14 protein-coding genes are annotated in these 13,579 nt (G+C 70.1%); 7 read left to right on the forward strand and 7 right to left on the reverse strand.

What is annotated here, in order from left to right:
* The first annotated feature begins 4 nt into the window (after positions 1–4).
* A complete protein-coding gene (amaP, locus tag H181DRAFT_RS12115; protein ID WP_045864334.1) occupies positions 5–610 on the forward strand; it encodes an alkaline shock response membrane anchor protein AmaP in 606 nt (201 codons plus the stop codon).
* A gap of 6 nt (positions 611–616) precedes the next feature.
* Here the strand turns inward: amaP and H181DRAFT_RS12120 are convergent, their stop codons facing one another.
* The 3 genes from H181DRAFT_RS12120 to H181DRAFT_RS12130 are packed head-to-tail and all read right to left on the reverse strand — an operon-like array spanning position 617 to position 3,567.
* Positions 617–1,378 carry an SDR family oxidoreductase gene (locus H181DRAFT_RS12120; protein WP_045864335.1) on the reverse strand — a complete coding sequence of 254 codons (762 nt, stop codon included), beginning with the start codon at positions 1,376–1,378 and terminating at the stop codon, positions 617–619.
* Between the two features lie 59 nt (positions 1,379–1,437).
* Positions 1,438–2,400: an SURF1 family cytochrome oxidase biogenesis protein gene (locus H181DRAFT_RS12125; RefSeq protein ID WP_074467821.1), complete on the reverse strand. Its 963-nt coding sequence runs from the start codon at positions 2,398–2,400 to the stop codon at positions 1,438–1,440.
* Positions 2,401–2,418: 18 nt separating this feature from the next.
* The gene (locus H181DRAFT_RS12130) at positions 2,419–3,567 is read right to left on the reverse strand and encodes a DEDDh family exonuclease (RefSeq protein WP_254666799.1); all 1,149 of its coding nucleotides are present in this window, start codon (positions 3,565–3,567) and stop codon (positions 2,419–2,421) included.
* A 295-nt stretch (positions 3,568–3,862) separates the two neighbouring features.
* Here H181DRAFT_RS12130 and H181DRAFT_RS12135 point away from each other — a divergent pair, with 295 nt between their 5' ends.
* Positions 3,863–4,777, forward strand: a complete 915-nt coding sequence (locus H181DRAFT_RS12135) for a sterol desaturase family protein (RefSeq protein WP_045864336.1) — start codon at positions 3,863–3,865, stop codon at positions 4,775–4,777.
* 81 nt (positions 4,778–4,858) lie between these two features.
* On the opposite strand, the gene H181DRAFT_RS12140 is transcribed toward H181DRAFT_RS12135, so the two are convergent.
* Positions 4,859–6,358: a S8 family peptidase gene (locus tag H181DRAFT_RS12140; RefSeq protein ID WP_045864337.1), complete on the reverse strand. Its 1,500-nt coding sequence runs from the start codon at positions 6,356–6,358 to the stop codon at positions 4,859–4,861.
* A gap of 281 nt (positions 6,359–6,639) precedes the next feature.
* On the opposite strand from H181DRAFT_RS12140, the gene H181DRAFT_RS12145 reads away from it, so the two are divergent.
* From H181DRAFT_RS12145 to moaA, 3 genes are all read left to right on the forward strand, one after another.
* Positions 6,640–6,999, forward strand: a complete 360-nt coding sequence (locus H181DRAFT_RS12145) for a DUF485 domain-containing protein (RefSeq protein ID WP_074467822.1) — start codon at positions 6,640–6,642, stop codon at positions 6,997–6,999.
* Entirely contained in the window at positions 6,996–8,633 is a 1,638-nt protein-coding gene (locus tag H181DRAFT_RS12150; RefSeq protein WP_045864339.1) for a solute symporter family protein, read from the forward strand. The genes H181DRAFT_RS12145 and H181DRAFT_RS12150 overlap by 4 nt, the downstream gene beginning before the upstream one ends.
* Before the next feature lie 128 nt (positions 8,634–8,761).
* Positions 8,762–9,751: a GTP 3',8-cyclase MoaA gene (gene moaA, locus H181DRAFT_RS12155; RefSeq protein WP_045864340.1), complete on the forward strand. Its 990-nt coding sequence runs from the start codon at positions 8,762–8,764 to the stop codon at positions 9,749–9,751.
* On the opposite strand, the gene H181DRAFT_RS12160 is transcribed toward moaA, so the two are convergent.
* Both H181DRAFT_RS12160 and H181DRAFT_RS12165 read right to left on the reverse strand, forming a co-directional pair.
* Positions 9,734–9,991 carry a hypothetical protein gene (locus H181DRAFT_RS12160; RefSeq protein ID WP_045864341.1) on the reverse strand — a complete coding sequence of 86 codons (258 nt, stop codon included), beginning with the start codon at positions 9,989–9,991 and terminating at the stop codon, positions 9,734–9,736. The genes moaA and H181DRAFT_RS12160 overlap by 18 nt on opposite strands.
* A 204-nt stretch (positions 9,992–10,195) precedes the next feature.
* Positions 10,196–10,552, reverse strand: a complete 357-nt coding sequence (locus H181DRAFT_RS12165; protein WP_045864342.1) for a DUF3099 domain-containing protein — start codon at positions 10,550–10,552, stop codon at positions 10,196–10,198.
* A 253-nt stretch (positions 10,553–10,805) separates the two neighbouring features.
* On the opposite strand from H181DRAFT_RS12165, the gene H181DRAFT_RS12170 reads away from it, so the two are divergent.
* A complete protein-coding gene (locus H181DRAFT_RS12170; RefSeq protein ID WP_045864343.1) occupies positions 10,806–11,087 on the forward strand; it encodes a GlsB/YeaQ/YmgE family stress response membrane protein in 282 nt (93 codons plus the stop codon).
* 79 nt (positions 11,088–11,166) lie between these two features.
* On the opposite strand, the gene tyrS is transcribed toward H181DRAFT_RS12170, so the two are convergent.
* On the reverse strand, positions 11,167–12,579 hold the full coding sequence (gene tyrS, locus H181DRAFT_RS12175; protein ID WP_045864344.1) for a tyrosine--tRNA ligase: 1,413 nt from the start codon (positions 12,577–12,579) through the stop codon (positions 11,167–11,169).
* Positions 12,580–12,859: 280 nt separating this feature from the next.
* On the opposite strand from tyrS, the gene fabG reads away from it, so the two are divergent.
* Positions 12,860–13,579: a 3-oxoacyl-[acyl-carrier-protein] reductase gene (gene fabG / locus H181DRAFT_RS12180; protein ID WP_045864345.1), complete on the forward strand. Its 720-nt coding sequence runs from the start codon at positions 12,860–12,862 to the stop codon at positions 13,577–13,579.

Below are 13,579 nucleotides of genomic sequence, written 5' to 3' on the forward strand. Positions count from 1 at the left end.
CAGGATGGGCGGAACGCTTCGGTCCGTGAACCGCGTGCTTCTCGGCCTGGCGGGGACGCTGCTCCTCGCCCTCGGGCTCGCGGTGCTCGTCGCCGGCTTCGACCTGCCCCGGCACCTGGACTTCTCGATGCCTTCCGGCTGGCCGTGGACCGCCCCGGACGACGCGCTGCTCACGGACGGCGAGCGCACCCGCTGGCGGTCCGAGAGCTGGTGGTGGCCTGCCGTCATCGGGGTGCTCTCCCTGCTGGTGCTCCTGCTGCTGTGGTGGCTGCTGGCGCAGTTGCGGCGGCGCAGGCTCGGCGAGGTCCTGGTGGACACCGGGGACGGCGAGGGCGCCCTGCTCCGCGGCAGCGCGATGGAGAACGTCCTGGAGGCGGAGGCGTCCGGCCTGCCGGGAGTGGACAGGGCGGCCGTCCGGCTCACCGGACGGCGCACCGCGCCGCAGGCGGTGATGGGACTCCGGCTGGAACCGCACGCCGAGCCGGGGCCGGTGCTCGGCCGTCTCACCAAGGAGGCGCTGGAGCACGCCCGCAACTCGGCGGCGCTGGAGAAGCTCCCCGCCGAGGTGCGGCTGGGTGCGGTCAAGCACCGCCCGGAGCGGGTGCTCTGACCTCGCTCAGAAGCCGTGCCGTGCGCCGCCGTCCACGGGAAGCATGACGCCCGTCAGGTAGGAGGCGGCCGGTGAGAGGGCGAAGGCAGCGGTACGTCCGAACTCCTCCGGCGTCCCGTAGCGGCGCAGGGGGATCGTCGCCTCGTTGCGCCGCCGGGCCGCTTCTCCGTCGCCCGAGAGGGAGTCGAGGTACTGCAGGCGCTCCGTGGCGATGCGCCCGGGCAGCAGCCCCAGGACCCTGACGCCGCGCGGCCCGGCCTCGGTGGCGAGGCTCTTGGCGAACCCGGCGAGGCCGGGGCGGAGGCCGTTGGAGAGGGTGAGCCCCGGGATCGGCTCGTGGACCGAACCGGAGAGCACGAACGCGATGACGCCACCCTCGCCGAGTTCGGCGGACGCCTTGCGGGCCAGCCGTACCGCGCCGAGGAAGACCGTCTCGAACGCGGACTGCCACTGCTCGTCCGACAGTTCGTCGGCGGGGACGCCCGCGGGCGGGCCGCCCACGCTGATCAGCACGCCGTCGAACCGCCCGAAGCGCGACCTGGCGGTCTCCACGAGCCGCTCCGCGGTCTCCGGCGCGGCGTTGTCCGCCCCGATGCCCACGGCCGAGCCCGCGCCGAGCTGGGCGGCGGCCTCCGTGGCGGCCTCGTCGGTGCGGCCTGTGACGACCACTCGGGCTCCGTCGGCGACGAGTTGCTCGGCGGCGGCGAAGCCCAGGCCACGAGTGGCGCCGGTGATGACGTATACGCGGTCCTTCAGCCCAAGATCCATGGCTCACAGTGTGCGCCACGGTCCGCGGCGCGCGCACGCAGGGGGAGCCGGTGAGGCTGTCAGACCGCGGAGGGCGGCCCTGCGGCGCCGGTGGGAGAGACCTTGCCGGAGTCGCGCCCGGACTCCGGGGCCTCCCGCGTGCCCTCTCCGCGCACGCCGTCTTCGCGCACGCTGTCTCCGTCACCCGCGGCGGAGCCCGCGGCTGCGGGGACTGCTGCCTCCGCGCCCTCCGCGCCCTCCGCGCCCTCCGCGCCCTCCGCGTCCTGCGCCGCGAGACGGTCGCGGCGCTCGCGCCGCACCAGCACCACCCAGCCGACGGGCACGCCCGCCGCGAAGAGCCACCACTGGACGGCATACGCCATGTGCGGGCCGATGCTGCTGTGGTCCGGCTCGGCGACCTCTTCCGGCTGGTGGCCGGAGGGCTTCGGCGAGGTGTCCGTGAGCTGCAGGTAGCCGCCCACGACCGGGCGGTCCATGGCCTCGGCCTGCCGGCGGCTGTCGATCAGCATGACCTGGCGAGGGGGCAGCCCCCGCTTGTCCTTGATGCCGCTGGCCTCGCTCGTCTCGTCCCTCATGGCCCGGCCCGTGACGGTGACTTCGCCGCGTGGCGCCTCGGGAACGTCGGGGAAGCGGGTCAGGTCGCCGTCCGCCTCGATCCAGCCGCGGTTGACGAGGACGGCCTTGCCGTCGCGCTGGATCAGGGGAGTCAGGACGAAGTAGCCGATCGACTGCTCGTCGGCTCCCGTGCGCTGCCGTACGACGACCTCGTGCGCGGTGTCGTAGCGCCCCGTCGCCGTGGCCGTACGGAACTGGTCGTCCTCCGCCGGACCGCGCTCACCCTGACTGACCTGCGCGAACGGTACAGCGCGGGCGCGGAGGCTGGAGCTGATCAGCTCGTTGTGAGCGACGCGCGCCTCGTGCCTGTGCAGCTGCCAGAAGCCCAGTTCGATCATCGCGGGCACGAGTGCGACACCGAGAAGGGTGAGGATCACCCATTGCCGGGACAACAGGAAGCGGTACACGCCTGACGACGTTACCCCTCAGCCTCCGGAGCCCGGCGCCGGGGCCACGTCCAGCAGGAGCTGCCCGAACGCCGCCTCGTCGACCACCGGGGTCCCGTGGGCCTGCGCCTTGACGACCTTGGAGGTGAGGGAGTCGGGGTCGTTGGTGACCAGCAGGCTGGTCAGCCGCGAGACCTGAGAGGCGATGTGCAGGCCCGCCTCGGTGGCGCGGTCCTCCAGCAGCTCCCGGTCCACGGAGGTGTCGCCCGAGATGGCGACACGCATGCCCTGCACCAGCCTGCCGCCCGGCTCGTACCGCCCCGGGTTCGGGTAGGGGCAGGCCGGGCGCTTACGGGCGGGCCGCCAGCTGCGTCCGTACGGCCGGTGGCCGCTGCCGCCCTGGTCCCTGCGGCCGCCGCCTCCGAAGCCGCCCTCCGACCACTCCGAGAGCGGCTGGCACGTCAGCAGCGGCAGCCGGACCCCGTGCCGGGCGGCGAGCCGGAGGCTGGGCCGGAACGCCTCGGCGAGCACACGGGCGTCGTCCAGAGCGTGGTGGGCCTGCCGCTGGGCGACGCCGTAGTGCGCGGCGAGGGACTCCAGCTTGTGGTTGGGGAGCGGGAGCGAGAGCTGCTTGGCCAGCGCGATGGTGCACAGCCGCTGCCGCACGGGAGGGGTCCGCTCCGCCCGTGCGTACTCGCGCGCGATCATCGACCAGTCGAAGACGGCGTTGTGCGCGACGAGGACGCGGTCGGCCAGGCGGTCGGCGAAGGCGTCGGCGATCTCGGTGAACAGCGGTGCGTCGGCGAGGACTTCGGCCGTGAGGCCGTGGATCCAGGTGGGGCCGGGGTCGCGTTGCGGATTGACGGTGGAGTACCAGTGGTCCTCCACCTCGCCCCTGGCGTCGAGCCGGTAGACCGCGGCGGAGACGATGCGGTCGTGACGGGCGAGGCCCGTGGTCTCCACGTCGACCACCGCGTATCCCTGCGGATAGCTCTCCGGCCAGCTTTCCCCGTTCTCGGCGGCCGCCGGACCCGGTGACGCGTGCTGCTGCGGAACCGGGAAATCCAGGGGAAGGGGCAGAGCTGCCGGTGCCTGAACGGCGGGTGACTGAACCGGAATTCGGAGAGATTCGCCGGTCTCGTCCGCGGGCTCGTCTGGCCGTGCCGTCTGGTCTTCGAGCATGGTCACAGAGAATACGGTGCGGCACTGACAGGCCCGGCCCCGCGGCCGCCGACGTGCCGAAGAGTCGTCAATGTCCGCTCACGCGCGCCTGTTTGAGCGTTCGGGACGAAGCGGCCGGGGTCCTCGCGTCGCCTTCCCCGGTCGGGTTCCGCCGGCGTCCGGGACCGGGGCCGGGCGCCCTCTCCGGCCGGTTCGGAGGCGGGCGGCGGAGCAGGCGGGCCCGGTGCGAGGCGGCCACTCATTTTGTACTAGTCGGTAACAACCCCTGGCGGGCGGCTGCGCCGAGCTTTACCTTGCTGACATGCCGTCTCAATTGCCCGATGTCGTTCTGTGGTCGATACCCGCCTTCATCCTGCTCACGGTTGTCGAGATCGTGAGCTACCGCATCCATCCGGACGAGGACGCCGCCGGATACGAGACCAAGGACGCCGCGACGAGCATCGGGATGGGGCTCGGGAGCCTCGTCTTCGACGCCCTGTGGAAGATCCCGATCGTGGCGATCTACGCGGCGGTCTACGAACTGACGCCGCTGCGCGTCCCCGTGGTCTGGTGGACCGTGCTGCTGATGCTGCTCGGGCAGGACTTCTTCTACTACTGGTCGCACCGCGGCCACCACGTCATCCGCGTCCTGTGGGCCTGCCACGTGGTGCACCACTCCAGCAGGAAGTTCAACCTCAGCACCGCGCTGCGCCAGCCGTGGACGACGTGGACCGTCTGGCCGTTCTACGTGCCGCTGATCGCGCTCGGCGTGCATCCCGCGGCGCTCGCCTTCTGCTCCTCGGTGAACCTCGTCTACCAGTTCTGGATCCACACCGAACGGATCGGCAAGCTGCCGCGCCCCGTCGAGTTCGTGTTCAACACGCCCTCGCACCACCGCGTCCACCACGCCTCCCAGGGCAGCTACCTGGACCGGAACTTCGGCGGCATCCTGATCGTCTGGGACCGGCTCTTCGGCTCGTTCACGCCCGAGACCGAACCGTGCGTCTTCGGGCTCACCAAGAACATCTCGACGTACAACCCGCTGCGTGTGGCGACCCATGAATACGCCGCGATCGGACGCGATCTGCGGTCGGCGCGCAATTGGAGCGAGCGCGCCGGAAGGGTCTTCCGCGGGCCTGGCTGGCGCCCCGCCGAGGACCCGACGGAAGGGGCCGGGCTGCCTGAGCAACCCGGCCCCTCACCGGACGGTCCGCCGGCTCAGCGCGTCACGTCCTGACCCTCGGGCCGGTCCGCGAACGTCCCTTCGCCGTGCGGTGTCACCGCCGTCGTGCTTCCGCGGAGGACTCCCGCGGCGGCGTCACTTCTTGACGGCCGCGAGGGCATCGACGATGCCGTGGCCGTAGAAGCTGTTGTTGCCCTTGAGGCCGGTGCAGTCGGCCTCGTACGTGCCCTTGCCGTCGGGGTCGTACTCCTCGGGGCAGGTCACGCTCTTCGCCTGCGCCTTCAGCATCCAGGCGATCTCCTTCGGCGAGGACTCGGGGTGCTTGCTCTTGATGAGCGCGGCGACACCCGCGACCTGAGGCCCGGCCATCGAGGTGCCCTGCAGGTAGGCGTAGTCGCCCTCGGGCATCGTGGACAGGACGCCGCCGTCCTTGGCCGGGTCCTCCGGCGTCTGGTAGCGGCGGTCACCGCCGGGGGCGGAGACGTCGACCTCGTCCAGGCCGTAGTTGGAGAAGTAGGACTTGCCGTCCTCCGCGCCGGTCGACGACACCGAGGTCACGCCGGGCAGCATGCTGGGCAGGTCCGGGCACTCGGCCGGGTCGACGGTGCGCTCGACCGGCTTCGTGTCGTTGGGGCTCGTGTCGTCCACGATCTCGCTCGCGGCCAGGTCGTGCGAGGAGTTGCCCGCGGAGGAGACGTGGGTGACGCCCTTGTCCGTGGCGTACTTCGTCGCCCGGCTCACCGCGTCGGCGATGGCCGCCTGGTCGTCGTGGTCGGCGCAGTTGAACAGCCACGGATCGGTGTAGTAGCTGTTGTTGGTGATCTCGACGCCGTTGTCGGCGGCGAAGACCATCGCGCAGACGACGGCCTCGCTGTAGAAGAGCGAGGTCTCCTCCTCCGAGACCTTCAGCGAGGCGACCTTGACGCCCGGCGCGGCGCCGGCGACGCCGACTCCGTTGCGCGGGGCGGCCACGATGCCCGCGACGTGCGTGCCGTGGTAGTCGTTCGCCGGGTCGAACGGACGCCAGGCGCCCTCGGAGGTGTCGGCCTTGCCGCCCACGCAGCTGGCGGACTGGCCGGCCGCGAAGTTGGGCTGCAGGTCCGGGTGCGTGTCGTCCACACCGGTGTCGATGACACCGACGGTGACGTCCTTGCTGCCCTCGCTGATCTTGCTGGCCTTGTCGGCGCGGATGGCCCGCTTGTCCCACTGCAGGGACTCCAGCGGCTCCTTGCCCTCGGCCTTCGCCTTGGCCCTGGCCTGCGCACCGATCTTGGACTTGGGCACCTTCACGAACTTCGGCTTGCCCACGTCGGTGGTGCCTGCGGCCTTCAGGGGCGCGGTGCGGGTCGCGCCCGCCGTGTCGACGCCCTTGACCGCGCGCATCTTGTCGCCGAACTTCGCGTTCGCGGAGTGGGCGACGATCACGCCTATCTGCTCGTACGCCGTGACGACCTTGCCGTCGGCTTTCTTTATCTCCTTCGCCACGCGCTTGATCGTGCCGGCGTCCGCCTCCGTGTTGACGACGTAGCTCAGCGTCTCGCCGTCCTTCTTCGAGGAGGCTGGTTCATCCTGACCGTTGGCCACGGCGGCGCCCGCCAGGCCGAGAGAGGCGGTCAGAACCAGTCCCAGCGGCATCGCGAACTTGCGCCACCGTCTGGAAGGTTGTGAATCCATGGGGTCTCCATGTTCTTTGAAGTTGACCACAGAGCTGGGAACTTAGCGCTGATCGGAGCTGCTCAGCAACGCTTTCCTGAAGATGGCCCGGGTTTGCCCGGGATCCCTCTTTCGTGATTCAACGACCGACCCCTGTTGCCCGGGCCTTGTGAAGATCTACGATGCGCGGCACCGGACAGCTAGTAAGTACACCCCGACCTGCATATTTTCCTCACAGCACCACCACACCGACTGGAGTTCCCGTGGACTCAGCACCAGCCTCAGGATCAGAAAGCGAGAGGTCCGGCCCCGCCGACAGCACGGACTACGCGCAGGTGCAGGACAGCGCCGAGTTCGGCGAGCTGCGCAGCACCTACCGCTCCTTCGCCTTTCCTCTGACCGTCGGCTTCATCGCCTGGTACCTCCTGTACGTCCTGCTCTCCAACTACGCAGCCGGATTCATGGCCACCAAGGTCGTCGGCAGCATCAACATGGCCTTCGTCCTGGGCCTCGCACAGTTCCTCACCACCTTCCTGATCGCCGTGTGGTACTCCCGGTTCGCCGCCTCCAAGTTCGACCCCAAGGCTGCTGCCATCAAGAAGCGCCTGGAGGGTGACGCATGAGCCTCACACAGTCCCTCGCATCGGAGCAGCTGCAGCTTGCCGCCGCGAGCCAGCACCGCACTCTGATCGTCACACTCTTCACGGTCTTCGTCCTGCTCACGCTCGGCGTCACCGTCTGGGCCGGCCGCAGAACCAAGGACGCCACGGACTTCTACGCGGGCGGGCGCGAGTTCAGCGGCTTCCAGAACGGCCTGGCCATCTCCGGCGACTACATGTCGGCCGCGTCCTTCCTCGGTATCGCCGGTGCGATCGCGCTCTCCGGATACGACGGCTTCCTCTACTCCATCGGGTTCCTCGTGGCCTGGCTGGTGGCCCTCGTGCTGGTCGCCGAGCCGCTGCGCAACTCCGGCCGCTACACCATGGGCGACGTGCTGGCGTTCCGGATGCGGCAGCGCCCGGTCCGCACGGCCGCGGGCATCTCGACGATCATCGTCTCGATCTTCTACCTGCTGGCCCAGATGGTCGGTGCGGGCGCCCTCGTCGCGCTGCTGCTCGGCATCTCGGGCGAGGCCGGGAAGAACCTCATCGTGGTCCTCGTCGGCGTCGTGATGATCCTCTACGTGACGATCGGCGGCATGAAGGGCACCACGTGGGTGCAGATGATCAAGGCCGTCCTGCTCATCGGCGGAACGCTCGTGGTCACGGCGCTGGTCTTCCACAAGTTCAACTACAACCTGTCGACCCTGCTGGACGCCGCGGCGGCCAACAGCGGCAAGGGGAGCTCCTTCCTGGAGCCGGGCCTGAAGTACGGGGTGGACACCATCTCGAAGATCAACTTCATCTCGCTGGGCCTCGCACTCGTCCTCGGCACCGCCGGACTCCCGCACATCCTGATCCGCTTCTACACCGTCCCGACGGCCATGGCCGCGCGTAAGTCGGTGAACTGGGCCATCGGGATCATCGGCGGCTTCTACCTGATGACGATCGCGCTGGGCTTCGGCGCCGCGGCGCTGCTCTCTCCGAAGACGATCACCGATTCCGACGCGGCGGGGAACACGGCCGCGCCGCTGCTCGCCCAGGAGATCGGCGGCGGAGCCGACTCGACCGGCGGGGCGATCCTGCTCGCCATGATCTCGGCCGTCGCCTTCGCGACGATCCTGGCCGTGGTCGCGGGCCTCACCCTCGCCTCGTCGTCCTCCTTCGCACACGACCTGTACGCCAACGTGATCCGCAAGGGCCAGGCGACGGACAAGGAGGAGGTCGGCGCCGCGCGGATCTCCTCGGTGATCATCGGCGGCGTCGCGATCGTCCTCGGCATCTTCGCCGGCGGGCTGAACGTGGCGGGCCTCGTCGCTCTCGCCTTCGCGGTCGCGGCGTCCGCCAACCTGCCGACGATCCTCTACAGCCTCTTCTGGAAGCGGTTCACCACCCAGGGCGCGCTGTGGTCGATCTACGGCGGTCTCATCTCCTCGGTGGTGCTGGTGCTGTTCTCGCCGGTCGTCACCAGCAAGCCGACCTCGATGTTCCCCGAGGCGGACTTCGCCTGGTTCCCGCTGGAGAACCCCGGCCTGATCTCGATCCCGCTGGGCTTCCTGCTCGGCTGGATCGGCTCGGTCATCTCCAAGGAGGAGGAAGCCGTCAAGAAGCACGCCGAGCTGGAGGTCCGCTCCATGACGGGCTTCGGCGCGCACTGACGGACACCGGCCGTGGGGCGGCACCTCCGCTGCCGCACGTGGGGCGCCACCGACGTCAACAATCTGTTGAATGTCGGTGGCGTCCCGTACTCTGCGAGAGTTGGCACAACCGTGGGAGGGCCGCCGGCATGCTGCTCGACACATACGGCCGAGTCGCCACCGACTTGCGCGTATCCCTGACCGACCGCTGCAATCTCCGCTGCACCTACTGCATGCCGGAGGAGGGCCTGCAGTGGCTTGCCAAGCCGGAGTTGCTGACCGACGACGAGATCGTCCGGCTCGTGCGCCTCGCGGTCGACGAACTCGGCGTCGAGGAAGTGCGCTTCACCGGGGGAGAGCCGTTGCTCCGGCCCGGCCTCGTCGGCATCGTCGAGCGCTGCGCCGCGCTCTCCAAGCGGCCGAAGCTGTCCCTGACGACCAACGGCATCGGCCTGGAGCGCACCGCCACGGCGCTGCGGGACGCCGGGCTGGACAGGGTCAACGTCTCGCTGGACACGCTCAGTCCGGACGTCTTCCAGCGCATGACCCGGCGCAAGCGGCACGCGGACGTCCTCCGCGGTCTGGCCGCGGCGCAGGACGCCGGCCTCACCCCCGTCAAGGTCAACTCCGTGCTGATGCCGGGACTCAACGACGCCGAGGCGCCCGACCTGCTCGCCTGGGCCGTGGCCCACGGATACGAACTCCGTTTCATCGAGCAGATGCCGCTGGACGCCCAGCACGGCTGGCAGCGCGACGGAATGATCACCGCGGGCGACATCCTGGAGTCGCTGCGCACCCGTTTCACCCTCACCCCGGAGGGCGAGGACGAGCGCGGATCCGCACCCGCCGAGCGCTGGATCGTGGACGGTGGCCCGCACCGGGTCGGCGTCATCGCCTCGGTCACCCGGCCCTTCTGCCGCGCCTGCGACCGCACGCGCCTGACGGCCGACGGGCAGGTGCGCACATGCCTGTTCGCCACCGAGGAGTCCGATCTGCGGGGCGCCCTGCGCGACGGAGCGGCGGACGACGAGATCGCCGCCCGCTGGCGCCTCGCCATGTGGGGCAAGAAGGCCGGCGCGGGCATCGACGATCCGTCGTTCGTGCAGCCCGACCGTCCGATGTCAGCCATCGGCGGCTGAGCCGCGGTCCCCGTCCTCCCATTCGCTGAGGCGGACGACGTCCTTCAGGAATCCGCGCATGTCCAAGAAGGACGAGAGATGCTCCCGGTGTTCCTCGCACGCCAGCCACGTCTTGCGGCGCTGCGGCGTGTGCACCTTGGGGTTGTTCCAGGCCAGCACCCAAACCGCGGGCGCCCGGCAGCCCTTGGCGGAGCAGATGGGAGTCTCGGGGCTCTCTGAGGTCTCGTTGGAGGGAAGCACACCCCCATCCAACACCCCGCCCGGACAAACAAACGACGCCGGGCAGCCACGGGGGGAGCCGCCCGGCGTCGGTCTTGTCGCTCCGACGGGGGATGCGGAGCGCCTAAGAAGTATGGCACGGGGACCCGTGCGAGGTGCAGCGGAACAACATGATTGATCTGAGCTTTTCTTGAGGATGTCGCGTGCGCTCGGCGCGTGCGGCGATCAGCTGCGGTCGGCCGTCGGATCGCCGGGCCTGCTGTGGCGGGGTTCCGGAACGCTCTCCGGGGGGCCGATCGCCGGGCGTACGGGCGGATCGATGAACGACGACGGGAGCGAAGGGGCGTTCTCCCGGCCCGCGTTGGCGATCACCACGGCGACGTAGGGCAGCAGCGCACCGATGACGAGAGTCCCGATGGCCAGAGGGCGTTGCACGTTCCACAGCACGACGGTCAGAAGTACCGAGAGCGTACGGATCAGCATCGAGATCACGTACCGGCGCTGCCTGCCCCGCACGTCGTCCGCGAGGCTCTGGCGGGCACCCGTGATCCGGAAGACCTCTGCCTCGCGCTGCTTCCGCATCACTCTCCACCACCTTCGCCCTGGGCCGGCGAGCAGCCCGCCGCGGGTATGCGAACCCTCATCACGGTACGCCTCCGGTCGGACGTTCACGATGCCGGGCCGCCCGGCCGGGGAGCGGGGCGGTGATGCGGTGCGGCCCGTACGGAGCAGTCCGTCATGCGGCGTAGGGCACCCGGCGCCAAGCTGACGGCGGCAGCAGCGCACTTCCGGGCCGACGACGGCGGATCCGGGCGCAGACGGAGACGGAGGCACGATGAACTGGTTGTGGGCGATCATCGTCGGGCTGGTGCTGGGCGTGCTCGCCCGCGCGATCATCCCCGGCAAGCAGCACATCCCGCTGTGGCTGACGGCGGTCTTCGGGCTCCTCGGCGCCGTTCTGGGCAACGCCGTGGCCTCGTGGGCGGGCGTCGGTGTCACCAGCGGATTCGACTGGATCAGACACGGGCTCCAGCTGGGCGGCGCGGTGCTCGTCGTCGCCCTGGGCACCCCGCTGTGGGAATCGATCCGCGGGAAGAGGCGGCGTCAGCGCGTCTGACCGTGCACATCCCCGCGCAGCCCGCGGGCCCGTCCTGCCGCACGGCAGGACGGCGCGAGGCAGGACGGGCGGCCGGCGTCTAGATGCCCCGGATCTGCGCGATCTTGCGGCCCGCCTTGAGGTAGAGCGTCCCGCTCGCGTCCGCCTCGGCGAGCTTCTCGGACACGACCTCACCGAGCGGACGCAGCGCCTCCGCCTCCGGCAGCACGATGGACCGCTGGTCCCCGCCGTCCGTCTCGACGACCAGCTTCAGGCCGTTCTGCTTGGCGATGCGCCGTGCCGCCGACGCGCTCGGCGTGAACTCCAGCACCCGCGTGAGGATCGCCGCGATGCCTTCGCCGCCGTGCTCCGCGGCGTCCACGACCGGCAGCGTCCCGACGTCGCCGAAGGACTTCCTGCTGAACTGGGCGGTGAAGCCCGCCCGGGCCGACTTCGCCGCCGCGGCGCCGTGCAGCGCGGTGACGACCTCGCCCGCCAGTACCTTCTTCAGGTCCATCGGGTGCAGCGTCCGTGCCTCGCAGCGGGCAGCGGCCTGGTCGATCTCGGCGTCCGTCCACTCCGTCCAGGCACGCAGGTACGGCACCATCAGCCGGTCCGGGATCGACATGATCTTGCCGTAGACGTCGTCCGCCGTGGCGGTCAGACCGATGTAGTTGTCCTTGGACTTGGACATCTTGGCGCCCGAGCCGTCGGTGCCCTCGATCAACGGCATGGCGGCGATCATCTGGGGCCGCTGGCCGTGCTGCTCCATCAGCCGCCGGCCCATCTGCATGTTCAACAACTGGTCCACGCCGCCCAGTTCGATGTCGCACTCCAGCTCGACGGAGTCGAGAGCCATCGCCACGGGGTAGATGAGCTCGGACATGGTCAGTCCCGACCCCTGGGCGAGCCGGTTGCGGAAGTCCTCCCGCTGCAGCAGCGCCGACGCCGGCACCTGGGCGAGCAGGGAGATCAGCTGCGCGAAGCCGATGCTGCCGAGCCAGTCGCTGTTGTGCCGGAAGCTGACGTTCTCGAAGTCGAAGAACGGACGGACCTGGTCCTGGTAGCCCGCCAGGTTCTTCGCGATGTCCGCGTCGGTGAGCGCGGGGCGCTCCGCCGTGCGGCCCGACGGGTCGCCGATCTTCGCCGTGAAGTCGCCGATGATCAGCGTCACGTCGTGCCCCATCCGCTGGAAGCGGCTGAGGACGATCATCTGCACGGCGTGACCGAGGTGCACGTCGGCCGCCGTGGGGTCGATGCCGAGCTTGACGTGCAGTCCCTTCCCGGCGGCCGCCTTCTCCTCGATCGCCTCGGCGAGCTTCTCCACCGAGGGCAGCACCTCGACGGCGCGTGCGCCGATGAGCGCGGCCTGGTCCTTCGCGGGGAGGTCGCTCAGATCCATATACCGCCGCGACCCCGTCTCCGCGAGCAGCCGCTCGACGGTCTCGTCGGAGGAGAGGTCCTGCGCCAGCAGCTGGCTGGCGCGCTGTACGGAGTCGCCGAGGCGTGTCACGTTCTGTCCTGGAGATCGGAGCGGACAAGGGTCGCCCAGAGTCTATTCGGGTCGGCGAGCCGCTCGCCGTGCCCGTCCGGCCGGGCCGTCGGTGGATTCCCGCTCCGGCGCCGGAATGTGTAGGGATCCCACAGTGCCTCGTGCGGCCCCCTGTCGCTGACGGGTTCCCGTTCGGGCGGCCTCGGCCGATAGTTTCGTACGGACAGACATCGGCCGCTTCCTCGCCGTGCGCAGCGCGTACGCGACAAGAAGCGGAGACCGCAGAAAGGGTGGTCCTACCTTGAGCCGCTCGGTACTCGTCACCGGAGGCAACCGCGGCATCGGCCTCGCCATCGCCCGGGCCTTCGCCGACGCAGGGGACCAGGTCGCCGTCACCTACCGCTCGGGCGAGCCGCCCGAGTCCCTCATGAAGAGCGGTGCCCTGGCGGTCCGTTGCGACATCACCGACCCCGAACAGGTGGAGAGGGCCTACAAGGAGATCGAGGAGAAGCACGGCCCGGTCGAGGTCCTCGTCGCCAACGCCGGTGTGACGCGGGACCAGTTGCTGCTGCGCATGTCCGAGGAGGACTTCGGCGCGGTGCTGGACACCAACCTCACCGGCACGTTCCGCGTCGTGAAGCGTGCGACGAAGCGGATGCTGCGTGCGCGCTCGGGCCGGATCGTCCTCATCTCGTCCGTCGTCGGCCTGCTCGGTTCGGCGGGGCAGGCCAACTACGCCGCGTCCAAGGCCGGGTTGATCGGCTTCGCCCGCTCGATCGCCCGTGAACTGGGCTCACGCAACATCACCTGCAACGTGGTCGCGCCGGGCTTCGTCGACACCGACATGACGAAGGCCCTCACCGACGAGCAGCGCGCGAACATCGTCGGGCAGGTGCCGCTGGGCCGCTACGCCCAGCCGGAGGAAGTCGCCGCCTCCGTCCGCTTCCTCGCCTCCGAGGAAGCCGCATACATCACCGGAGCCGTCATTCCTGTCGACGGCGGATTGGGCATGGGCCACTGA

It is taken from the genome of Streptomyces sp. WMMB 714 (assembly GCF_900090125.1).
GTDB classification, from domain to species: domain Bacteria; phylum Actinomycetota; class Actinomycetes; order Streptomycetales; family Streptomycetaceae; genus Streptomyces; species Streptomyces daqingensis.